Consider the following 23,009-nt stretch of genomic DNA (forward strand, 5'->3'; position numbering starts at 1 on the left):
TGTTATGGATTTTTCCCGCTTTTTTATTGATCGGCCAATCTTTGCCGCCGTGCTGTCCGTCTTGATTTTTATGACCGGACTGATCGCTATCCCGCTGCTGCCCATCAGTGAGTATCCGGACGTGGTGCCGCCCAGCGTGCAGGTGCGGGCCGAATATCCGGGCGCTAACCCGAAAGCCATCGCCGACTCCGTGGCAACGCCGCTTGAAGAGGCAATTAACGGCGTTGAAAACATGATGTACATGAAGTCCGTGGCCGGCTCTGACGGCGTGCTGGTGACCACCGTGACCTTCCGCCCGGGTACCGATCCGGATCAGGCCCAGGTTCAGGTGCAAAACCGCGTAGCCCAGGCCGAGGCGCGGTTGCCGGAGGACGTGCGCCGTCTCGGGATCACGACACAAAAAATGTCGCCGACCCTGACCTTGGTGGTGCATCTGTTTTCCCCTGATAACACCTACGATTCGCTCTATCTGCGTAACTACGCCACGCTGAAAGTCAAAGATGAGCTTGCCCGTCTGCCGGGCGTAGGGCAAATCCAGATTTTTGGCGCGGGTGAATACGCGATGCGCGTCTGGCTCGATCCCAACAAAGTGGCGGCGCGCGGCTTAACCGCCTCGGACGTTGTGAAAGCGATGCAGGAGCAGAACGTTCAGGTTTCTGCGGGGCAACTTGGGGCGGAACCGTTAAAAAAACAGAGCGATTTTCTGCTGTCCATTAATATGCAGGGACGGCTGGAAAACGAGCAGCAGTTTGGCGATATCATTCTGAAAACGTCAGAGGACGGCTCACTGGTCCGGCTGCGTGACGTGGCGCGGATTGAAATGGGTTCAGGCAGCTATGCCCTGCGTTCGCAGCTCAATAACAAAGACGCCGTCGGTATTGGTATTTTCCAGGCACCGGGTGCCAATGCTATCGATCTGTCAAACGCCGTGCGTGCCAAAATGGATGAACTGGCCACCCGTTTCCCCAACGATGTGAAGTGGGCTGCGCCCTACGATCCCACCGTGTTTGTCCGCGACTCCATTAAGGCTGTCGTGCAAACCCTGCTGGAAGCGGTGTTTTTAGTGGTGCTGGTGGTGATTCTGTTCCTGCAAACCTGGCGCGCTTCCATTATTCCCCTGCTGGCGGTTCCGGTATCCGTGGTCGGCACCTTTAGCGTGCTGTATCTGCTGGGGTTCTCGCTCAACACGCTAAGCCTGTTCGGACTGGTGCTGGCCATCGGTATCGTGGTGGACGATGCCATCGTGGTGGTGGAAAACGTTGAACGCAATATTGAGATGGGACTGTCCCCCAAAGCCGCTGCCCATCAGGCGATGCGTGAGGTATCCGGCCCGATCATTGCCATCGCCCTCGTGCTGTGCGCGGTGTTCGTGCCTATGGCGTTTCTGTCGGGCGTAACCGGCCAGTTTTACAAACAGTTTGCCACTACGATTGCGATTTCAACCGTGATCTCCGCCATCAACTCACTGACCCTGTCTCCCGCACTGGCCGCGATGTTACTGAAGGATCATCAAGCCCCCAAAGATATGCCGACGCGCCTGATCGACAGGTTGTTTGGCTGGATTTTCCGTCCGTTTAACCGCTTCTTTCAGCGTAGCGCGCACGGCTATGAATCGATGGTGGGGAAAACCCTGCGTCGTCGCGGCGCGGTGTTTGGTGTTTACCTGGTCTTACTGGCTGGCGCGGGCTGGATGTTTCATGCGGTGCCGGGTGGATTTATTCCTACTCAGGACAAGCTTTACCTGATCGGCGGCGTCAAAATGCCGGAAGGCTCGTCGCTGGCGCGCACCGATGAAGTGATTCGTCAGATGAGCGAAATCGGCCTGCAAACGGAAGGCGTGGCCTATGCGGTGGCCTTCCCCGGCCTCAACGCGTTGCAGTTTACGAATACGCCGAACAGCGGCACGGTCTTTTTTGGCCTGAAGCCCTTCAGCGAACGTAAACAAACGGCGGCGCAGATTAACGCGGAGATCAATGCAAAAATTTCCCGCATTCAACAGGGATTTGGCTTTTCAATTATGCCACCGCCTATCCTGGGGCTGGGCCAGGGTTCGGGCTATTCCCTTTACGTTCAGGATCGGGCCGGACTGGGCTATGGCGCATTGCAGACCGCCATTAACACCCTCTCGGGTGCGGTCATGCAGACGCCGGGCATGCACTTCCCGATCTCCTCTTATCAGGCTAACGTGCCACAGCTGGAGGTGCAGGTTGACCGCGATAAGGCGAAAGCACAGGGCGTAGCGTTAACCGATCTGTTCAGTACGCTACAAACTTATCTGGGTTCATCCTACGTTAATGACTTTAACCGCTTTGGGCGCACCTGGCGCGTCATGGCGCAGGCTGACGGTGAATTCCGCGACAGCGTTGAGGACATCGCGAACCTGCGTACCCGTAACGACCGCGGTGAGATGGTGCCGATTGGCAGCATGGTGCACATCACCACGGCCTACGGCCCCGATCCGGTTATTCGTTATAACGGCTATCCGGCGGCTGACTTGATCGGCGATGCCGATCCACGCGTGCTCTCATCGGCCCAGGCAATGCGTCAACTTGAAACGATGTCCGGTCAGCTGCTGCCGAACGGCATGAATATCGAATGGACCGATCTCAGCTATCAGCAGGCGACGCAGGGTAATACGGCCCTGATTGTTTTCCCTGTCGCTGTCCTGTTGGCGTTTTTAGTGCTGGCTGCGCTGTATGAGAGCTGGACGCTGCCGCTTGCGGTGATCCTGATTGTGCCGGTGACCATGCTGTCTGCGCTTGTGGGCGTCTGGTTAACCGGTGGGGATAACAACGTGTTCGTGCAGGTTGGACTGGTCGTACTGATGGGGCTGGCCTGTAAGAACGCCATTCTGATTGTGGAGTTCGCCCGCGAACTGGAGATTCAGGGCAAAGGCATTACCGAAGCGGCGCTGGAAGCCTGCCGTCTGCGCCTGCGTCCTATCGTAATGACCTCAATCGCCTTTATTGCCGGCACGATCCCCCTGATTCTGGGTGAAGGTGCGGGTGCTGAGGTGCGTGGCGTTACCGGCGTTACCGTGTTCTCCGGTATGTTAGGCGTTACGCTGTTTGGCCTGTTCCTGACGCCAGTGTTCTACGTAACGCTGCGCAAGCTGGTGACGCGCAAAGCCGCTCAGCAGCGCTTACAGAACGCGCCATAACGGAGTCGACAGCGGGCGATGAAAAACCGCCTGCTGTCATCCCTCCGGCTTCATGCTTTCCCACCTGCTTAGCGCACCGCTTTTTCTTTTAAAAATACACCCTGAATGAGCGAGGCAGAATGTTGCCGTCGCATGCATGACATAGTTATGGCTGATAATGTGACGGACGCGCTATCCCGCATGATTGATTATCTGTCGCACGCGCCTGTGACCTTGAAAAGCAAAAAACAAAAGGAAATGTTCAGAATGCCGTTTCGTTTTCAGCGCAATATAATGATTCTGTGCCTGCTTGTGATTTCACTTCCTTCAATTAGCTTGCCCCTTTCGCCATACCAGCAATTTGATGGACTGATAAGATCGCCCCTTACCCTTGAGGTGACGCTGAGCAATGGCCAGTTCGCTGAGCTTGATGCCTTTGTCACCCGACCCAGCGGAACAGGTTCCGCACCGCTGGTCTTGATGACTAACGGAACTGAAGGCTCCCGGGCCTTTGATCGCGGCATCATGAATCCAAACCGTATGTCAGGCACGGCTCTGGCGTTTGCACGCCACGGCTATGCTGCAGTGGTGGTGTTGCGCGAAGGCTATGGCCACTCAAGCGGAAACGCAGAATATGCGGGCGGTTCATGTGAACAGCCGCGTCATCAGCTGGCCGGGCAGCGAGATCGGATGGATCTGCTGGCCGCGCTTGCTGTACTGCAAAGACAGCCGTGGGCATCGCGGGAAAACGCGATTCTGGCTGGCATCTCTTCCGGCGGCTTTGCCGTTCTGGCAACCAGCGCGGCGAATCCGCCTGGCGTTAGCGCGGTCATTAATTTTGACGGCGGCCGGGGCGCGAATAAAGATAAATCGCTTTGTGATGGACCGGGTCTGCTTACCGCATTCGAACGCTACGGTGCAACGGCACGTCTCCCCTCGCTCTGGCTCTACTCTGCCAACGATCAGGATTTCTCGCCTGACATGGGAAGAACGTTTTATAACGCTTATCGACGTCAGGGCGACAGCGCTGAATTTCGTGAAATGCCCCCCTTTGGTAAGAATGGGCATGTTTTCATGGAAAGTGCGCCTGAAGCATTTTGGTGGCAGACGGTTTCCGCGTTTCTAAAAACGCATCATCTGCCTTACAAAGAGGTTGTCTCTCTCCCCGACACTCCCTTGCCCGTGCCTGCGGCGTTAAATAAAGCCGGGGCGGATGCGTTTAAAAGTTACACCTCGTCCCGTCTTTATGAAAAAGCCTTTGCCATCAGTCCGGAAGGCGCATGGGGAAGCGCCTATTGGGCCAGAACCGGCCACGATGCGGCCAGCATCGCCCTTGAACATTGCAATACCTTTAACCGTGGTAATAAAGGTAGTTGCAGGCTGTATGCTATCGGTGATGCGGTTGTTTTACGCTAAGCCTGCACGCTAAAAAAATGACGGGCCAGAGAGAAAGGACAGTACCCTGTAACAGGGGGATAATCATGGTGACGGGCAAAATGTGACGCGCGCTGCAAAGCGCTGTTTCCTGGAAGGGCGGTCAATACATAAAAAAAGCCGCATCAGCGGCTTTTTTTGCACTCGCTTTCAGGCTCTGCCACATCCGGTTCCGGTACGGCGGTGCAGTTGCTGGTATCGTGGGTTTTCAGCTCATTTAAGGCATCGGCCACCGTGCGTTTGGCCAGGACCGCGAGTGAGGCCTGTTCGGCTTCTTCTGCGATGGATTTAAAATACCAGCACAGGTTGGCGCTGACCAGGCAACGCGGCGCGACGTCCGGGCGCGCAGCCCAGAGTTTTTTATCATCAGTGACGGAAACATAAATATCACGCAGGGTGATGTCTGCCGCCGGTCGGCCAAGATGAATGGAGCCAGTGCGTCCCAGCGTAGACACAATAATGCCGTCACGCGTTAATGGCACCATCAACTTGCGAATAAAACTCGGGTTTGCTTCAAGCCCGTAAGCGAGAATCGCGCTGGTAGAGCGTTTTCCCATTTGCTCCGCCATCGCCACGCTCAGAACCATTTGCAAAGCTGTCGGGAAGCGATAATCAAGCATCTTTGTATCCTGAATTGCGGTGCGTTTTTGTTGTTGTATTGCCGCATGAGTGAACAATGAATCAGCGGTAAATATAACAAAGGCGGTGGGTTTTTAGAAGCAAGAGGCCTGCGACAAGGCACATATTCACCACCCTGAAGCCGTTAACAGCACAAGGTGCTTACCGCCCTCGTGCTTGCCGATTCGCTTAAGGCGCTGCGCTGACCGGTGCGGGAAGCCGTTTTTTTAACGCGGCTACCAGCAGCAGGTTCAGCACGGCGAGCGTGCAAAGCAGCCATAAAGTGACGTCTGCGCCCAGGGTGGCAAACACATAGCCAAACACCAGCGGCGTTATTGCCTGGCCCATTAGCGCCGGACGCGCCATTCTGCCTGCCAGCACGGCATAGGCTTCCGGTTTGACCATCACCAAGGGCAACGTCCCCCGCACTATCGCACGCAGGCCGTTGCCTGCACCGTAAAGTATCATGCTGAACAACGCCGTTTGAGGAAACAGCGCCAGCAGCACCAGGCCCAACGCGACGAATCCAACAGAAAAAAACGTGGTCCAGATGGGATGACTCCCTTTGAAAACCATATCGATAATGCGCGAAGCCACCTGGCACGGCCCCAGTATGGCGCTGATCGCCAGCGCCGAGGCCAGGCTGTAACCGCTCGCCTCCAGCAGGGTAATAAGCTGCACGGAGATGGCCGTCATGATGACCGATGCCAGGGTGAAAATGGCACACAGCAGGCGAAACAGCACCGCAGGGAAATCGGCCTCAGCGGGAGGCGGGCTGTGACGTTTAACCGCTACGGGCAGACTGCTCTGCGGCAGCGCAAAGAGATAAACGGGCAGAACGCACACCAGTAACAGTCCGGCGATGGCAAAACAGGCGCCGCGCCAGTCAAGCCAGTGGATCAGCAGTGCCGTTCCCGGCCAGACCAGGCTGGTGCAGAAACCGGAAATAAGCGTTATGCCGGTTATCGCGCTGCGCGCATGTCCACCATAGCGAGTGCCCAGAGTGGCAAAGAGCGCATCGTACAGCCCCATCGCCATGCCTACGCCAATGATGACCCAGGCCAGTAAAAACACAGGTAAATGATGGCTGAACCCCATGAGGATCAACCCTGCTGCCATCACAAAGCCATTTAACGCCAGCATCAAACGCCCGCCGGTCCGGGCAATCATGTGCCCACAGCGCGGGGCCAGCAGCCCGGAAACCAGAATGCCTAACGAGAGCCCACCATAAACCCACTGTTGCGACCAACCGGTCTCCGCCACGATGGGCGCGGCCATCACCGCCATCAGATAAAAGGATCCGCCCCAGGAGAGGATCTGAACCAGCCCCATAAGGACAATGCTGAGTGAGCCGGGCTTTTTGATTACGTCCATGTCGGGAATCCGTTAGCGAGCGAAGCGTTTTTATAACATGTTAATGCAATGGAAAAAACGTGGCCCGCTTTTTCCTGCCTGAGACGAATGGCGGCACGGTTTTAATAACACGACTTATAGTATGTTGTAACTATAATCGCTATTGCAGCGCCATTCGACTTCTGCCACATTGAGCATGTTGTAACTATGGAGAACAGAATGGCGCGCTACGATTTAGTGACTGACATGCAGCAATGCGTAAAAGATCTTGAGCAAGCGTTAAGTGCCTTGCGGGAGCAGATCGAGTCGCTTCCGCTATTGATTGCCCGGGTCTTTCGTTTACCGCCCGTCGAAAAAGGTCATGAGCACGATCCTGTGACGCAACTTGCTGTTGAGCAGCTGCTTGGCATTCAGGCGCGAGACATGGCCATGAATCACTACTGCAGGCTGTTTATGCAACATCAGTCGGAAAAGCTCAGTACTAAAGCCGCCGTGCGCTTGCCAGGTGCGCTTTGTATTGCATGCAGTGAACAGGAAGAAACGGAGCTCACTGCGCACATCGCGGGAATCAATCAGCTTAAAGCCCGGCTTGAGCACCTGATTACGGTGGAGTCCGGCCTGCCCTCTGAAGCCCGCTTTGAGTTTGTCCATCAGCATTTACGAGGGCTAATCACCCTGAATGCCTACCGGACCATCACCGCGATCGCGGCCCCCGAAAGTGTACGTTTTGGCTGGGCCAATAAGCAGGTGATTAAAAACGTGAAACGGGAAGAGATTGTTGCCCAACTGGAAAGAAGCCTGAAAGCGGGCCGCGCCCAGGCACCCTGGACACGAGAACAGTGGGCAGAAAAGGTTCAACAGGAGCTGGCAGATGTCCGCGCCCTGCCCGCCTCAGCACGTCTTAAGATTAAACGCCCGGTGAAAGTGCAGCCTATTGCGCGCATCTGGCGCGCAGAAGAGAAAAAGCAAACCCAGCTGGCCTGCCCGTCACCGATTCTGGTGCTGTGCCGCGACCGCAGCCAGGTGCCGCAGTTGGGTGAACTGCTAAATTATGATGCCGACACTATTACGCATCGCTATAAGCCAGCCGCCGAACCGCTTTCTTTGCTGATCCCCCGGCTGCACTTATGGGTTGATTGTCTGGTGTGATATCAGGGCCGTGAAGGCCCTGACGTGCCTGACCTACTGCTTCATGCTGCCAACCATCTCTTCCGGGCGAACCCAGGCATCAAACTCGTCTTCAGTCAGATAACCCAGTTTCAGCGCCGAGGCTTTAAGCGTTAGGCCTTGCTTGTGAGCCTGCTTGGCAATTTCCGCCGCTTTGTCATAACCGATGTGGGTATTTAACGCGGTAACCAGCATGAGCGATTCGTTGAGTAACTGTTCAATTCGCTCACGCACCGGCTCAATACCGGTCGCGCAGTGGTGGTTAAAGCTGTCCATGCCGTCGGCCAGTAAACGAACCGATTGCAGGAAGTTATGAATAATCATCGGACGATAAACGTTCAGCTCGAAGTTGCCTGACGCACCGCCCATGTTAATCGCTACATCATTTCCCATCACCTGGCAGCACAACATTGTCAGGGCTTCACACTGGGTGGGATTCACTTTGCCCGGCATAATGGAGCTGCCCGGTTCATTTTCCGGAATAGCGATTTCACCGATACCACAACGTGGGCCCGATGACAGCCAGCGCACGTCGTTGGCAATCTTCATCAGCGACGCCGCCAGCCCTTTGAGTGCGCCGTGCGCATGCACCAGCGCATCGCAGGTTGCCAGCGCTTCGAATTTGTTGGGGGCGGTCACGAAGGGTTGTCCAGTCAGGTCGGCCAGTGCTTTCGCCACGCGAACGGCATATTCAGGATGCGTATTCAACCCGGTTCCTACCGCCGTTCCCCCCAGCGCCAGTTCTCCAAGGTGCGGAATGCTCTGTTCGATGTGCCTGAGGTTATGCTCAAGCATGGCAACCCAGCCCGAGATTTCCTGGCCCAGTGTTAACGGTGTGGCGTCCTGGAGATGGGTGCGGCCAATTTTAACGATGTCTTTAAACGCCTCAGATTTGGCGCTCAGCGTTTGTTTAAGCACGTTCAGCTGTGGAATCAGATGTTCACGCACCGCAATGACGGCCGCCACGTGCATGGCGGTGGGAAACACATCATTCGAACTCTGGCTCTTGTTGACATCGTCGTTAGGATGCACGAGGCGCGCCATACCGCGCTCTCCGCCGAGCAGCTCACTGGCCCGGTTAGCCAACACTTCATTCATGTTCATGTTGGTCTGGGTACCTGAACCGGTCTGCCAGATTGCCAGAGGGAATTCGTCACTGTGCTTGTCCGCTAACACCTCATCGGCGGCGTTCACGATCGCTTCGGCTCGCTCGGCGGGCAATAAGCCCAGATCCCGGTTAACACTCGCGGCGGCGCGCTTGGTCATTGCCAGCGCATGAACCAGCGCGACAGGCATTTTTTCTGTTGAGATGCGGAAGTGCTCCAGTGAGCGCTGTGTCTGAGCGCCCCAAAGTTTCTCAGCCGGTACATCAATTGGCCCCATTGAATCTTTTTCAACGCGATTGGCTGCCATGATTCTCTCCTTAGCACAGTTTTAGATAAGACTTAGCGTCATCCGTTGTCGGTTAGCCCCTGTCTGACGCGATTAAACTTACACAATTTTTTAACATCCTCCGAGCTTAGCATCCTTCTTGCGCGGGATATGTATTTTCCATGGCGGTTTCTGGTTTAATAAGCGCAGTCTTTTTCCGCCAGTAAGGCAATTAAAAAAATGAAAAAAATGATTAACTCCCTGCAAAATTATGCATGGGGCAGTAAAACCGCGTTAACCTCGCTGTATGGCATAGCCAATCCAAAGCAGTTACCGATGGCTGAATTGTGGATGGGTGCGCACCCTAAAAGCCCATCGACTGTGGAAGAACATGGCAAGCCCCGTTCGTTACGTGATGTGATTACAGCCAATCCGCAGCAGATGCTGGGCGATGCCGTGGCGAAGCGCTTTGGTGAGCTGCCTTTTTTGTTTAAAGTGCTGTGTGCCGATCAGCCGCTTTCCATTCAGGTGCATCCCAGCAAACGCGCCGCCGAAGAAGGTTTTGCGCGTGAAAATGCCGCGTCAGTCCCTCTCAATTCCGCAGAACGCAATTATAAAGACGCTAACCATAAGCCCGAACTGGTCTATGCGCTGACGCCCTTCAAAGCCATCAACGGCTTTCGCGAACTGAACGAAATGGTTTCGCTGCTGAAGCCGGTAGCCGAGGCACATCCGCAGATCGCCCAGTTCCTGCGCCAGCCCACTTTGGCGAATCTTGCCCAGCTGTTTTCCACCCTGCTTTCCCTTGAGGATGATGAAAAAACGCAGGCGTTGCGCATACTGATGACCGCCGCTCAGCAGCATCATGGCGAGCCATGGCAGACTATCAATGACATTGCGGAAGTGTATCCGCAAGACAGCGGCCTGTTTTCACCGCTGCTGCTTAACGTGATCACGCTGCAACCCGGCGAAGCCATGTTCCTGTTTGCCGAAACCCCGCACGCCTACCTGCACGGCGTCGCGCTGGAAGTCATGGCCAACTCTGATAACGTGTTGCGCGCGGGCCTGACGCCGAAATATATCGATATTCCAGAATTGATGGCCAACCTTGCATTTAAAGAAAAGCCGGCCAGTCAACTGCTCACGCAACCCGAGCAGCAGGAAAACAGCCTGAATTTCCCCGTACCCGTGGAGGATTTTTCGTTCTCAATTCATGCGCTTACTGATAAGACACTTTCAGTGCATCAGGACAGCGCTGCGTTGCTGTTTTGTATTGAAGGCGAGGCGACGCTCGTCTGTGGTCAGGAGCAGCTGGTGCTCAAACCTGGCGAATCCTGTTTCGTGGCAGCCAGCGATCCGTCTCTGACCATTGCAGGTCACGGTCTTGTTGCGCGCGTGTTTAATGAGTTAAGCTGAGACGGCTGACGTCAACGCGCTTAACTGCTATTATTTCAATCTATTAGCAAAAAATGCCTGTGGGCGCTTTTTCATCCGCCGTTTGGCGCGGTCTGCCAGGCGGGTGAAATCAAGGATAAGGACGATTCAGCAATGAAAAAGACTCAAGTTGCCGTTGGTGTGGTAGTTGCTCTGGGCGTAGTCTGGACAGGTGCGGCGTGGTTTACCGGCAAAAAGCTGGAAAGCAATATGGATCAGATGATCCAGAACGCCAATGCCCAGTTGACGGCGATGGCCCCTAACAGTCGTCTTAAAGTGAGCTATCAGGATTATCAACGCGGCATTTTCAGCAGTAAAATGAATGTGGTTATCCAGGCGAGCTCGCAGACGGAAGACAACCCGCTGCTTAAACCCGGCCAGAGCATCATTCTGAATGAACAGATCGATCACGGTCCTTTCCCGTTTGCCCAGCTGAAAAAATTTAACCTCATTCCCAGCATGGCCTCCGTTCACACCACGCTGGCAAACACCGATGCGGTTAAAAAACTGTTTGAGCTGACCAACAATCAGTCGTTTATCAATGCTGAAACGCGCGTGGGATACAGTGGAAGCACCGACACCGCGGTGAATATTCTGCCCATCGATTATCAAAATGCACAAACGGCGCAGCGTGCGGCCACCAGCGGCGGCACGGTGAATATCAGCGCGGATAACAAAGGCGATAAAGTTTCGCTGGACAGCGACATCGACAGTATTGCTATCACCAGCAAAAACCAGGTCGATCAGCCGGTCATGTTTACGCTAAACGGGCTGAAGCTTAAAGCCGATACGCACCTGACCAGCGAAGGCGTTCGCATTGGCGATCAGTCAATCAGCGTGGATAAACTGGCTGCCGCCGTAAACGGACAGGACGCGGTGATCCTCAATAAGATGGTCGGTGATTCTGCTTTTGATAATAAAGCGGGCAAAATCAGTGGCGACATCAACTATAAAATTGATGGCGTGGAAGTGCAGAAACAAAATCTGGGCCAGTTCGCATTAAAAATGAAGCTGTCTCAGTTCGATGCGCAAAGCGTAAAAACCTTCTCTGACAACTACAACGCACAGCTGACCACGCTGATGAATCAGCCGGGCGTGGAAGATGATCCGGTTCGTTTCCAGGACGGTGTCCGTGCCATTCTGCTAAATAATCTGCCTACCCTGCTAAAAGGTGCGCCTACCGTTAGCGTTGCGCCGCTGAGCTGGAAGAACGATAAAGGCGAAAGCACCTTTAATCTGAACGTTAATTTTAACGACCCGTCGACGGTAACGGGCGAGCCGCAAACGCTGGCCGCATCGGTCGATCGCGTGCTGAAAACGCTGGATTTGAAACTCTCTGTGAATATGCCAATGGCAACCGAAACCATGCGCCACATTGGTCTGGCAGAGGGCTATCAGGCGGACGACGCGCAGAAGCTGGCGGATCAGCAGGTCAAAGGCCTGGCAGCGATGGGACAGATGTTCCGTCTGACACAAACCCAAGACAACAATATTGTTACCAGCCTGCAGTATGCCAACGGCCAGGTAAATATGAACGGCGACAAAATGACGCTGGAACAGTTTATGTCGCGTTACATGCTGGGCGTGCCAACCAACGAAGGCATGCCAGAGTAACGTTTTCTTTACCACGTCAATCAGGCGGCCTTTGGCCGCCTTTTTTATGCCAATGCCTGGCGGGTGTGCCGCTGTTGGTAAATTCATTCAGTGCCCATCACCTTCCCTTGCGCAATTTATCAGCACCTGACTCACTCGTTGCGCAAATTGCTGGCGTTGTTGCGCAAGATATTTTTATAATGCTCTGCACTTTACAGATACCCGGACGAGTGCACTCCATGATTGATTTAAAACTTCCGCTTACCGACATTCATCGCCACCTTGATGGCAACATCCGTGCACAAACCATTCTTGATTTAGGCCGCCAGTTTAACCTGTCCTTGCCCGCCACTACGCTTGAAGCCCTGCGCCCACATGTGCAGGTAACCGAAACCCAACCGGATCTGGTGAGCTTTCTGCAAAAGCTGGACTGGGGCGTAAAAGTGCTGGGCGATCTTGACGCCTGCCAGCGCGTAGCCCGCGAAAACGTGGAGGATGCCGCCAGAGCAGGTATCCATTACGCCGAGCTGCGTTTTTCGCCAGGCTACATGGCGATGACCCATAATCTGCCGATTGCAGGCGTGGTTGAAGCGGTCATTGATGGCATAAACGCCGGATGCCAGCAGCATGATATTGAGGTGCGTTTAACCGGCATCATGAGCCGCACGTTTGGTGAACAGGCCTGTCTGGATGAGCTCAACGGTTTACTGGCCTTCCGCGACCATATCACCGCCGTCGACTTAGCTGGTGACGAGCTGGGGGCGCCGGGGAGTCAATTCCTCAGCCATTTTGCCCGCGCGCGTGATGCCGGTTTTCGCATTACGGTTCATGCTGGTGAAGCAGCAGGCCCGGAAAGCATCTGGCAGGCGATTCGTGAATTAGGCGCTGAACGTATCGGTCACGGCGTAAAAGCGATTGAAGATCGCGCGCTGATGGATTACCTGGCGGAACACGCGATCGGCATCGAATCCTGCCTGACCTCCAATATTCAAACCAGTACCGTAGCCTCGCTGGCCCAGCACCCACTGAAAGTTTTCCTGGAGCACGGCGTTCTGGCGACGATAAACACCGACGATCCTGCGGTACAAGGCATTGAGCTGGCCCACGAATACCTGCATGCCGCCCCGGCGGCAGGGTTAAGCCAGGCACAAATGCGACAGGCTCAGGAAAATGGTCTGACGATTGCCTTCCTGAATGAGGCGGAAAAAGCGGCCATTCGGGCGAAGGTGCAGTAAACAACAAGGCCGCTGATTCAGCGGCCTTTTTTTTCGCGCATTAACTATTTTAAAGACAACGTCTGGCGTTTTTCTGCCGACTGTAGCCCTCGCTCAATCAGCTCCATCACCTGAATTGCCTCTTCAGCAGTGACCGGGTTAGCGCCTCGTCCGTTAATGGCATCACGGATCCCCGCATAGTAGGCCGGATAGTTGCCGGGCTGTGTCAGGCAGGTTTTCTCGGTCATGCTATCACCCTCAACCTGCGTCAGCGTGCCATCGCGCATGTCGTAGCCCCACTCTTCGCTGGGCGGAAAATCACCGGCTTTGAGTCGATCTTCCTGTGGGTCCAGACCGTATTTCACGTAGCTGCCTCGCGTACCGTGAACGGTATAGCGCGGTGACTCGGCCGCCGCTAACATGCTGGCATGGAGTACTACACGTCGCTGCGGATAGGTTAACGTGGCGTGGAAGTAGTCGGTCGTTTGTGCGCCGGGACGCAATTCAGCTAAATCCACATTGATTGCCACCGGTGGACCAAACAGCTGCAGCGCCTGGTCCAACAGATGCGGGCCTAAATCGAACCAGATACCGCTGCCCGGCCCTTTCATTTCACGCCAGCGCTGGCGAACCTCCAGGCGGAAGCGGTCAAAGTGCGATTCAAAATAGCGAACTTCCCCCAGCTCGCCCTCGGCAAGTAAGGCTTTTAGCGTCAGGAAATCGCTGTCCCAGCGACGGTTATGGAACACAGACAGCAACAACCCTTTAGCTTTGGCTAGCGCATCCAGCTCGCGCGCCTGTGACAACGTCACGGTAAAGGGCTTATCAACGACCACGTGCTTGCCCGCATTCAGTGCCGCTTTGGCCAGGGGAAAATGCGTATCGTTGGGGGTGGGGATAACAATCAGTTGTAGGGTGGGATCGTCCAACAGCGCCTGAGGATCGGCCACCACTTTTACGGAGGGCCAGTCGGCATTGACCTTGCTGGCATCGCTGCTGGAAATGGCTGCCAGCTCAACATCCGGGGTTCCCGCAATCAGCGGGGCATGAAATGTTTTACTGGCAAAGCCATATCCAATGAGTCCAACTCGCAGTTTCTCGCTCATTCCTTTTCCTCTTTATTCGCTAACCAGACTGATTTAAGACTAATAGCCTCGTCAGGACAAGGAGGATTCTCCTTAAACTCAGGAGACAGTGCTACGGGCAACCGTCCAGGCGCTCTGACTGGCTAAATTATCGTGCACGTCCTGATTACGTCGACGAAAATCACTGGGGCTGACGCCCACGCGTTTACGGAAGACGCGCGAGAAATAAAGCTGATCGTCATAGCCCACTTCGCGACCAATGCTGGCAATCGGCTCCTGCGTAGTCTGCAGCAGCAACTTGGCCCGTATCACCCGCTGATCTTCACGCCAGCGAAGCAGATTCACGCCCATCTGCTCACGGAACAGGTGCGCCAGCCGCGAAGGGGATAAGCAGACGTGGCGAGCCACTTCTTCAATTTTCACCTCGCTGGCGAGATGATTGTTCACATACTGGCAGGCTTCGATGATGCGCGGATCGCGGATTTGCTGGTGATTCCGGGGATCTTCCTCCACCGCACGCAGCAGCAGGCGCTCCAGCAAATTCATCGCCAGTTCTTCGGCAAAGCGGCGTGAGGAGTTATGGGTTTGTTCAATGGTGGCAAACAGGCGATCGAATTCGCCACGCAGGGATTCAGGCAACCGCAGGCGCCCTACACCCTCCTGCTCATCCTGCCAGCGCAGCCAGTCATGCCAGTAAGCGCGCGGCCGGAAATAGACCCAGCGGTGAAACCACTGCGGGCTGTCGGGGGCACGACCGTAATAGTGGGCGGTTTTCGGCTGAAACAGCAGCATTTCACCGGGTTCACAATCAAAGGCTTTTTCGCCATCGAATACCCGGCCTTTGCCTTTGATGGTCAGGTTAAGAATATAGCCCTTCATGCCGTGCGGGCGATCGATAAAGAAATCCAGCGGACCATCTGCGGTGATAGGCGTTAAACCCGCCACCAGCCAGGCATTAAACGCGTATCCGGGCAGCAGGGGATTTTGCTGCTCTGCCGGTAATTCACGGTGATACATAATGTCCTCACTTCGTCGTTGAGTGATCACCAGCGGACGCCTTTCGCGTCCGCGGGAAGGTTTCACGCCAAATCAGACTTTATTTTTTTGTTTGTAGCGGTCAAATATCACCGCGGCTAACAGTATCAAACCCCGCACAACATACTGTGAGAATGGCGAGATATTTAACAAATTCATCGCATTCTCAACGGTGCCAAGAATAAGCACGCCCGCCACCACGTAGGAAATTTTACCGATTCCGCCCTTGAGGGATACGCCGCCCAGGACGCAGGCAGAAATAACCACCAGCTCATAACCGATGGAGGTCATCGGCTGTCCGCTGGTCATACGGGACGCCAGAATGATGCCCGCCGCGGCGGAAACCAGACCAGAAAGAATAAAAATAATGATACGGGTCCGCACTACCGGTACGCCTGCCAGTCGCGCGGCTTCTTCATTGCCGCCGATAGCCAGCGTGTTGCGTCCAAACGTGGTTTTATTCAGCAGGAAGGCAAAGATCACCATGGTGGCCAGGGTGATCCAGATGGGGGCAGGCACGCCCAGCCAGTTGGCGAAGCCCAGTACAAAGAAGCGCTCGTCTTCGATGCCGACCGCTTTGCCATCGGAGAAGATATAGGCCAGACCACGCACGATCTGCATTGTCGCCAGGGTCGTAATCAGGGCGTTAATCTTCAGTCGTGCAATCACGAAACCGTTGATAAAGCCGGTCGCCATTCCAAGCAGCAGCCCGGCCCCCACGCCAATCCACAGGCTTTCGGTCATGTTAATGACCACCGCCGTTACCACGCCAGCACAGGCGATAACGGAGGCAACCGAGAGGTCGAAATCGCCAGATGCCAGACAGAACAGCATGCCGCAGGCGACCATGCCGGACATCGACATGGCCAGCCCCAGGCCTTTCATATTGATAAAGGAGCCGAAATTGGGCACAAACACAGCACAGGCAATAAACAGCAGTGCAAAGACCACCAGCATGCCGAAATTGTCCCAGATGCGACCAAAATGCAGACCACGGCGTGGTGCTGCTGGCGGCGTATTAGATGTCGTGGATGAAGTCACGGTACTCTCCTGTCAGGCCACGGCGGCCGCTTGTGTCGTTTTAGGCATAGCCAGGCTCAGCGTCTGCTGCTCCGTAGCCTCGTCGTGCAGTAATTCTCCGGCGATAGCCCCTTCCCGCATGACCACAATGCGGTCAGCAAGGCCCATCACTTCCGGAAGATCGCTGGAAGCAAACAGCACCGCAATGCCCTTGTTTGCCAGCGCATAAATCAGGTTATAAATTTCGTGCTTGGCCCCCACGTCAATGCCGCGCGTGGGCTCATCCAGCAGGATCACTTTCATCTCCTCTGACAGCCAGCGCCCCAGAATGGCTTTTTGCTGGTTGCCGCCAGAGAGGTTCATGATCAGCTGATCGGCACTCGGGGTTTTGATGTTGAGCGAACGAATATGACGGTCAGCATTCGTGGCTTCCCAGCCGTTTTTAATCAGGCATCCGGCGGTCAGGTTATGGCGACGGGCGCTGATGTTGATATTGTCGCGGACCGAATGTACCGGAATGATGCCTTCGGCTTTGCGATCTTCCGGGCAGAGCATCACGCCAGCACGGATAGCATCGATTGGGGCGCTGAGCTTCAGCGGTTTGCCATCCAGCCGCACCTGACCGCCACGCAGTCGCGTTGCGCCAAACAGCCCTTTCAGCAGCTCGCTGCGCCCCGCGCCAACCAGGCCAAATAAGCCGACAATTTCGCCCGCGTGCACATTGAGCGAAATCGGCGTTCTGACGCCCTTCGCTTCCACATTCTGCAGTTCGAGCCGCACGGCGCCTTTTTCACGCGGGGAATACCCATAAATGTCGCCCAGATTACGCCCAACCATCGCCTGAACCAGATCGTCGTGATGCGTGTTGGGCATGTCGGTAAAGGTTCGAACATAGCGGCCATCTTTAAAAACAGTGATGGCGTCGCTGAGGGCAAAGATCTCTTCCATACGATGCGAAACGTAGAGCACCACGCGCCCTTCAGCCCGCAGCTGACGGATAACCCGGAACAGGTTATCGATTTCCCGTGCAGACAGTGAACTGGTGGGCTCATCAAACGCGATAATGCGCGCATTGCGCGCCAGCGCTTTGGCAATTTCCACCATCTGCCATTGCCCCAGAGACAGGTATTTCAGCGGCATGTCGGGATCAACGTCCATGCCTAAGTTTTTCAGTTGCAGTCCGGCTTCGTAACGCAGCAGTTTTCGGTTGACCAGCCCACGCTTGTGCGGCAACTGACCGAGATAAATATTTTCTGCCACGCTCATTTCGGGGACTAAATGCAGTTCCTGGTAGATAATCGCCACGCCCGCGTCCAGCGCGTCAGTGGTGTGCTGAAAATTAACCGGCTTTCCTTTGATACGAATTTCACCGCCGCTCGGCAGATAGCTACCACTGAGGATTTTAAGCAGTGTCGATTTACCGGCACCGTTTTCTCCCATTAGCGCATGCACCTGACCACCGTAGCACGCAAAAGAGATGTCCTGTAACGCTTTGACGCCGGGAAAGGTTTTACTGATGCCATGAAACGACAGAAAGGCTGAATCAGTGTTCATGGTTTCTCCAAAAAATGGCGTTGATGATTCGGGCCACCGGCAGTTAAGGATTTATGTGTTACCTCATTGGGTAACGCTGTAAAACCCCTGCTTTCTCTGTGGCCCGATAATGACTTTACCTGTGCTGCCTCAGCAGCCTGTTGTTACATCAACCCTTTCTTCGCCAGCTCGGCTTTAAAGTTGTCGCGGGTGATTAACACCACGTCGGTGACTTCAGTGAATTTCGGCGGTTCCTGACCTTTGCTCACCCAGTTGTAGAGCATCTGGCTGCTCTTATAGCCGTGGATATCCGGGCTTGGCAGCAGAGATCCATAGAAGCCGGTTGCGTTGGCCTTAGACAGTTCGCTCACCGCATCCACACCGTTAATACCGATACCGATGACGTCAGCGGCTTTAAAGCCCTGTCCTTCGGTTGCGCGCACGCCGCCCAGTACGGTGTTGTCGTTCATGCCGACAATCAACCAGTGTTTCACTTCCGGGTGCTGAACCAGCAGAGAGTTACCCGCATCGAATGCGCCAGGGATATCATTGGACTTGGTAGGCACCTGATAGATCTGTTTTTCCGGGAATCCTGCGGCTTTTAGCGCCTCCATCGAACCACCGGTACGACGACGGGCGGTATCCAGCTCGTTCGCCGTAATCGCCATCACCGCCGTGTCTTTTACGTCCCAGCCGCGTTTTTGCATTTCTTTATAGAGTTCCTGACCCTGACGCTCACCTATCTTGGTCGCCGCCATCATCACTAACGGCACGCTATCCATAGGTTTGCCTTTGGCGTTGACGAACTGGTCATCCACCGCAATCACTTTTAGTCCGTAGCCCCGTGCTTTTGCCATAATGGCCGAGCCCAGCTTGGGATCTGGTGTACAGATAACAAAACCTTTCGCGCCGCTTGCCGCCAGGCTGTCTATCGCATTGAGGGTTTTCTCACCGTCCGGAACGGCAATTTTGATGACCTCAAAGCCCAGATCTTTTCCGGCCTTATCGGCAAATTTCCATTCCGTCTGGAACCACGGCTCCTCAGGTTGCTTGACCAGAAAACCCAGCTTCATGGTCTCGGCGATAGCTGATTGTGACATAACCGCTGCCAGCCCAATGGCTGCCAACGCTTTAGTGAATTTATGCATGATGCTCTCCGGCGCTAGTTGTTTTATCGCTGTTAAAAACGAATTGGTGTAAACGCTACCAGTTAACTTTCTTTTAGGTGTACATAAGTAAATCAGGACGTTAGCGCGAGCCGCGATGGTAGCCTGCTTAAACGTTGGCCTATTTTTAGCGGGAATGGAGAAGAAAAATGTAGAGCGGTATCACATCTTAAAATCACGACAGAATGATCCATATATTCAGCGAATTTAACCGTCTCTTAACTTTTGCAATGGATCACAATTTCACTGCTGATGGCAGAAAAGTGCATATTCTCAGCCAGCCGTGACTAACCGTTATTTCTTACACATCACAGGATAAGGAGGTTTATTCATAACAGGAGATTCAAATGCGTACTGAAGCCATCACCCTGGGACTGGACTTTGGTAGTGATTCGGTGCGTGCGCTGGCGGTGGATTGTCACTCTGGTCAGGAACTGCAAAGTGCCGTGGCAAACTATGCACGCTGGCAGCAAGGCCTTTACAGCGATCCTCACAGCAACCGCTTCCGTCACCATCCTCAAGACTATATTGATGCCATGGAGCAGGCGATGCTCGAGGTGTTAAATGCGTTGAGTAAAGAACAACGCGCTGCCGTTGTCGGCATCGGCGTTGACAGCACCGGCTCCACACCTGCGCCTGTTGACCGTGACGGCAGGGTTCTGGCGCTGCGGCCTGAGTTTGCTGAAAACCCGAACGCGATGTTTGTGCTGTGGAAAGATCATACGGCAATTGAAGAAGCCGAAGAGATCAATCAGCTGTGCCGTAGCGGCCGCTTTACCGACTACAGCCGTTACATTGGCGGCATTTACTCTTCTGAATGGTTCTGGGCAAAAATCCTTCACGTGACGCGTCACGATGCAGCGGTGCGCGAGGCCGCAGTATCCTGGGTTGAACTGTGCGACTGGGTACCGGCATTGCTCAGCGATACCGTTGCCCCAGAAAAACTGCGCCGTGGACGCTGCGCCGCCGGCCATAAAGCACTGTGGCACGGCGACTGGAACGGCTTGCCGGACGTGGAATTTCTGAATGCGCTCGATCCCCATCTTACTCAGCAGCTTGACTCTCCCCTGTTTAAAGACACCTGGACCGCGGATTTGCCGGTGGGCACGTTGAGTCCCGAGTGGTCACAGCGCCTGGGGTTATCCCAGCAGGTGACGATTTCAGGCGGCGCCTTTGACTGTCATATGGGTGCAGTGGGCGCAGGCGCACGGCCCTACACGCTGGTGAAAGTGATTGGCACTTCCACCTGCGACATTCTGATTGCAGATACTGAGAAGGTGGGCGACCGCGCGATCAAAGGGATTTGCGGACAGGTCGATGGCAGCGTGGTGCCGGGCGCAATAGGTCTGGAAGCCGGACAGTCGGCGTTTGGCGATATTTATGCCTGGTTCAGTCGCCTGCTCGGCTGGCCGTTACAGCAGGCGGCGCAGCACCATCCTGAACTGAAACCGCAACTGGCAGAAATGCAAAAGTCGCTGATTAAAAACCTCACTGACGCCTGGGCCGCCAATCCGCAACTGGATCATCTGCCGGTGGTGCTGGACTGGTTCAATGGCCGCCGCACACCGAACGCCAATCAGCGCCTTAAAGGCGTGATCACCGACCTTAATCTCGGCACCGATGCGCCAGCCCTGTTTGGCGGCCTGATTGCGGCGACGGCATTTGGCGCCCGCGCCATCATGGAGTGCTTCGAGCAGCAGGATATTCCGGTTGAGAACATTTTGACCCTGGGCGGCATTGCCCGTAAGTCTCCCGCCATTATGCAGGCCTGCTGCGACGTGATGAATCGTCCGCTGGATATCGTCTCTTCAGATGAATGCTGCGCCCTGGGTGCCGCCATCTTCGCCGCCGTGGCCGCCGGTATTCACCGCGACGTCGCGCAGGCACAGAACGTGATGGCCAGCCCCATTGACGTCACGCTGCAGCCCGATCCGCAGCGCGTCGCACGCTATCAGGAACTTTATCAACGCTATCAACAATGGTGCGTGACGGCAGAACCTCATTATGCCGCACGTTCCGCTTCCGCTAAGTAAAGGAGTGGTTTATGCAACAGTACAACGTGTGGTTTGTCATTGGTACACAGCACCTCTACGGAGCGGAAACGTTACGTCAGGTTGAGCAGAATGCCCGTCAGGTGGTGGAAGGTCTGAATCAGGCGGGACTGCCTGTGCGCCTGGCACTCAAGCCGCTGGTGAAATCGCCGGATGAAGCGCTGTCGCTGTGCCGTGACGCCAGTCACGATCAAAACTGTGTGGGCATCATTACCTGGCTTCATACTTTTTCGCCGGCCAAAATGTGGATCGGCGGTTTAAACGTATTAACCAAACCGTTATTGCAGTTTCATACCCAGTTCAATGCCGAAATTCCGTGGGACAGCATGGACATGGACTTCATGAACCTGAACCAGACCGCTCACGGCGGTCGCGAGTTTGGCTTTATCGGCGCACGTATGGGCCTGCAGCACAGCGTGGTGACTGGCCACTGGCAGGATAGACACAGCCAACAGCGCGTGGCCAACTGGATGCGCGCCGCGCTGGCAAAACAGGCCAGTCAGCACCTGAAAGTGGCCCGTTTCGGCGATAACATGCGTGAAGTGGCCGTAACGGAAGGCGATAAGGTCGCGGCACAAATTAAATTTGGCTATGCCGTTAACGGCTGGGGCGTGGGCGATTTGGTCGAAGTGATTAACGGCGTCAGCGATGGCGATGTTAACGCACTGGTGGACGAATACGAGAGCCAGTACCGCTTTACCGATGTCGCCGCCGTCGGCGGTGAAAAGCGTCAAAACGTTCTGGATGCCGCGCGCATTGAGCTGGGCCTGAAACGTTTTCTGGACGATGAAGGCTGCATGGCATTCACCACCAACTTCCAGACGCTGCATGGCATGACCCAGCTACCCGGCCTGGCGGTACAGCGCCTGATGGGCCAGGGCTATGGCTTTGCCGGCGAAGGCGACTGGAAAACGGCCGCCCTGCTGCGCATTTTCAAAGTGCTGGCGGGCGATCGTCCCGGCGGAACCTCCTTTATGGAGGATTACACTTACCACTTCTCACCGGGCAACGATTTAGTACTGGGTTCACATATGCTGGAGGTGTGCCCGTCCATCGCGCTGGAAGAGAAGCCGCTGATTGACGTTCAGTTCCTGGGCATTGGCAACAAAGCCGATCCGGCACGACTGATCTTCTCAACACCGGCAGGCCGTGCCATCAACGCCAGCGTGATCGATATGGGTGACCGCTTCCGTCTGCTGGTGAACGTAGTGGACGCCATCGAGCAGCCTAAACCTCTGCCAAAACTGCCCGTGGCCCGTGCCCTGTGGAAAGCTCAGCCATCGCTGGCAACGGCCTCTGAAGCCTGGATTCTGGCGGGCGGCGCGCACCATACCGTGTTCAGTCAGGCACTGAGCCTGGATGATATGTATCTGTATGGTGAGATGCACGGCATTGAGGTGCTGGTGATTGACGAACATACACAGTTACCTGCGTTCAAGGATGCCCTGCGCTGGAACGATGCTTACTACCATATGAAGCGTTAAGACGGATAAGTCGATGCGCGCGTGCGGGCCAGCTTGCTGGCCCGTTTTTTATGGCTTGCCCGCCGATCTTATTGACTCAGACGGTAAACCCTGAATCACCCGAGCTAATAAAATTGGATCAGTACGCCTTGAGTAACGGCTTTGCTCTTCTTTCGTATCGTCTCGTTATGAGGTTCTGCGTCAATTCGAGCCTGTTTCTGTGCAGTCAGTAGGCTGATGCAAAAGGGTTATCTGGCAGCAGAAATTAACATACGGGCAAGACGTTCTTTGTACAAAGGGCACAGGCCTGGATTAGTCATTGCCTGCCACGTA

The 23,009-nt window shown here is 55.0% G+C and carries 16 protein-coding genes; 8 read left to right on the forward strand and 8 right to left on the reverse strand.

Annotated features, from left to right (window positions below):
• The first annotated feature begins 4 nt into the window (after nt 1-4).
• Together oqxB and GKC68_RS11535 are read left to right on the forward strand one after the other, a co-directional pair.
• A complete protein-coding gene (gene oqxB / locus GKC68_RS11530; protein WP_342656156.1) occupies nt 5-3,160 on the forward strand; it encodes a multidrug efflux RND transporter permease subunit OqxB in 3,156 nt (1,051 codons plus the stop codon).
• Nucleotides 3,161-3,265: 105 nt separating this feature from the next.
• Nucleotides 3,266-4,555: a CocE/NonD family hydrolase gene (locus tag GKC68_RS11535; protein WP_342656157.1), complete on the forward strand. Its 1,290-nt coding sequence runs from the start codon at nt 3,266-3,268 to the stop codon at nt 4,553-4,555.
• Nucleotides 4,556-4,698: 143 nt separating this feature from the next.
• Here the strand turns inward: GKC68_RS11535 and GKC68_RS11540 are convergent, their stop codons facing one another.
• Complete coding sequence (locus GKC68_RS11540; protein WP_014605889.1) at nt 4,699-5,193, reverse strand: Rrf2 family transcriptional regulator; 495 nt, start codon at nt 5,191-5,193, stop codon at nt 4,699-4,701.
• A 187-nt stretch (nt 5,194-5,380) separates the two neighbouring features.
• Nucleotides 5,381-6,565, reverse strand: a complete 1,185-nt coding sequence (locus tag GKC68_RS11545) for an MFS transporter (protein ID WP_264252657.1) — start codon at nt 6,563-6,565, stop codon at nt 5,381-5,383.
• Between the two features lie 198 nt (nt 6,566-6,763).
• Here GKC68_RS11545 and tus point away from each other — a divergent pair, with 198 nt between their 5' ends.
• Nucleotides 6,764-7,693, forward strand: a complete 930-nt coding sequence (gene tus, locus GKC68_RS11550) for a DNA replication terminus site-binding protein (protein ID WP_264252656.1) — start codon at nt 6,764-6,766, stop codon at nt 7,691-7,693.
• Nucleotides 7,694-7,726: 33 nt separating this feature from the next.
• On the opposite strand, the gene fumC is transcribed toward tus, so the two are convergent.
• Nucleotides 7,727-9,124 (reverse strand): class II fumarate hydratase, encoded by a 1,398-nt coding sequence (fumC, locus tag GKC68_RS11555; RefSeq protein ID WP_042676472.1) that lies wholly within the window; start codon nt 9,122-9,124, stop codon nt 7,727-7,729.
• Nucleotides 9,125-9,322: 198 nt separating this feature from the next.
• Between fumC and manA the strand changes: the two genes are divergently transcribed.
• From manA to add, 3 genes are all read left to right on the forward strand, one after another.
• A complete protein-coding gene (gene manA / locus GKC68_RS11560; RefSeq protein WP_342656158.1) occupies nt 9,323-10,498 on the forward strand; it encodes a mannose-6-phosphate isomerase in 1,176 nt (391 codons plus the stop codon).
• Nucleotides 10,499-10,630: 132 nt separating this feature from the next.
• Complete coding sequence (locus GKC68_RS11565) at nt 10,631-12,130, forward strand: YdgA family protein (protein WP_047715142.1); 1,500 nt, start codon at nt 10,631-10,633, stop codon at nt 12,128-12,130.
• Between the two features lie 218 nt (nt 12,131-12,348).
• A complete protein-coding gene (add, locus tag GKC68_RS11570; RefSeq protein ID WP_028722332.1) occupies nt 12,349-13,344 on the forward strand; it encodes an adenosine deaminase in 996 nt (331 codons plus the stop codon).
• 44 nt (nt 13,345-13,388) lie between these two features.
• Here the strand turns inward: add and GKC68_RS11575 are convergent, their stop codons facing one another.
• The 5 genes from GKC68_RS11575 to GKC68_RS11595 all read right to left on the reverse strand — a co-directional run bounded on the left by GKC68_RS11575 (nt 13,389) and on the right by GKC68_RS11595 (nt 19,144).
• Complete coding sequence (locus GKC68_RS11575; RefSeq protein WP_028722333.1) at nt 13,389-14,429, reverse strand: oxidoreductase; 1,041 nt, start codon at nt 14,427-14,429, stop codon at nt 13,389-13,391.
• A gap of 78 nt (nt 14,430-14,507) precedes the next feature.
• Nucleotides 14,508-15,425, reverse strand: coding sequence for an arabinose operon transcriptional regulator AraC (araC, locus tag GKC68_RS11580; protein WP_028722334.1), 918 nt, complete (start codon nt 15,423-15,425; stop codon nt 14,508-14,510).
• 72 nt (nt 15,426-15,497) lie between these two features.
• On the reverse strand, nt 15,498-16,484 hold the full coding sequence (gene araH, locus GKC68_RS11585; protein ID WP_013025704.1) for an L-arabinose ABC transporter permease AraH: 987 nt from the start codon (nt 16,482-16,484) through the stop codon (nt 15,498-15,500).
• 12 nt (nt 16,485-16,496) lie between these two features.
• Complete coding sequence (araG, locus tag GKC68_RS11590) at nt 16,497-18,017, reverse strand: L-arabinose ABC transporter ATP-binding protein AraG (RefSeq protein ID WP_047715140.1); 1,521 nt, start codon at nt 18,015-18,017, stop codon at nt 16,497-16,499.
• A 143-nt stretch (nt 18,018-18,160) separates the two neighbouring features.
• Nucleotides 18,161-19,144, reverse strand: coding sequence for an arabinose ABC transporter substrate-binding protein (locus GKC68_RS11595; protein ID WP_264252654.1), 984 nt, complete (start codon nt 19,142-19,144; stop codon nt 18,161-18,163).
• A gap of 365 nt (nt 19,145-19,509) precedes the next feature.
• Here GKC68_RS11595 and GKC68_RS11600 point away from each other — a divergent pair, with 365 nt between their 5' ends.
• Entirely contained in the window at nt 19,510-21,195 is a 1,686-nt protein-coding gene (locus GKC68_RS11600) for a ribulokinase (protein WP_089528992.1), read from the forward strand.
• Between the two features lie 11 nt (nt 21,196-21,206).
• A complete protein-coding gene (araA, locus tag GKC68_RS11605) occupies nt 21,207-22,697 on the forward strand; it encodes an L-arabinose isomerase (protein WP_264252653.1) in 1,491 nt (496 codons plus the stop codon).
• Nucleotides 22,698-23,009 lie beyond the last annotated feature (312 nt).

Origin of the sequence: Pantoea sp. RSPAM1, from assembly GCF_038816185.1 — a bacterium.
Lineage (GTDB): Bacteria > Pseudomonadota > Gammaproteobacteria > Enterobacterales > Enterobacteriaceae > Pantoea > Pantoea ananatis.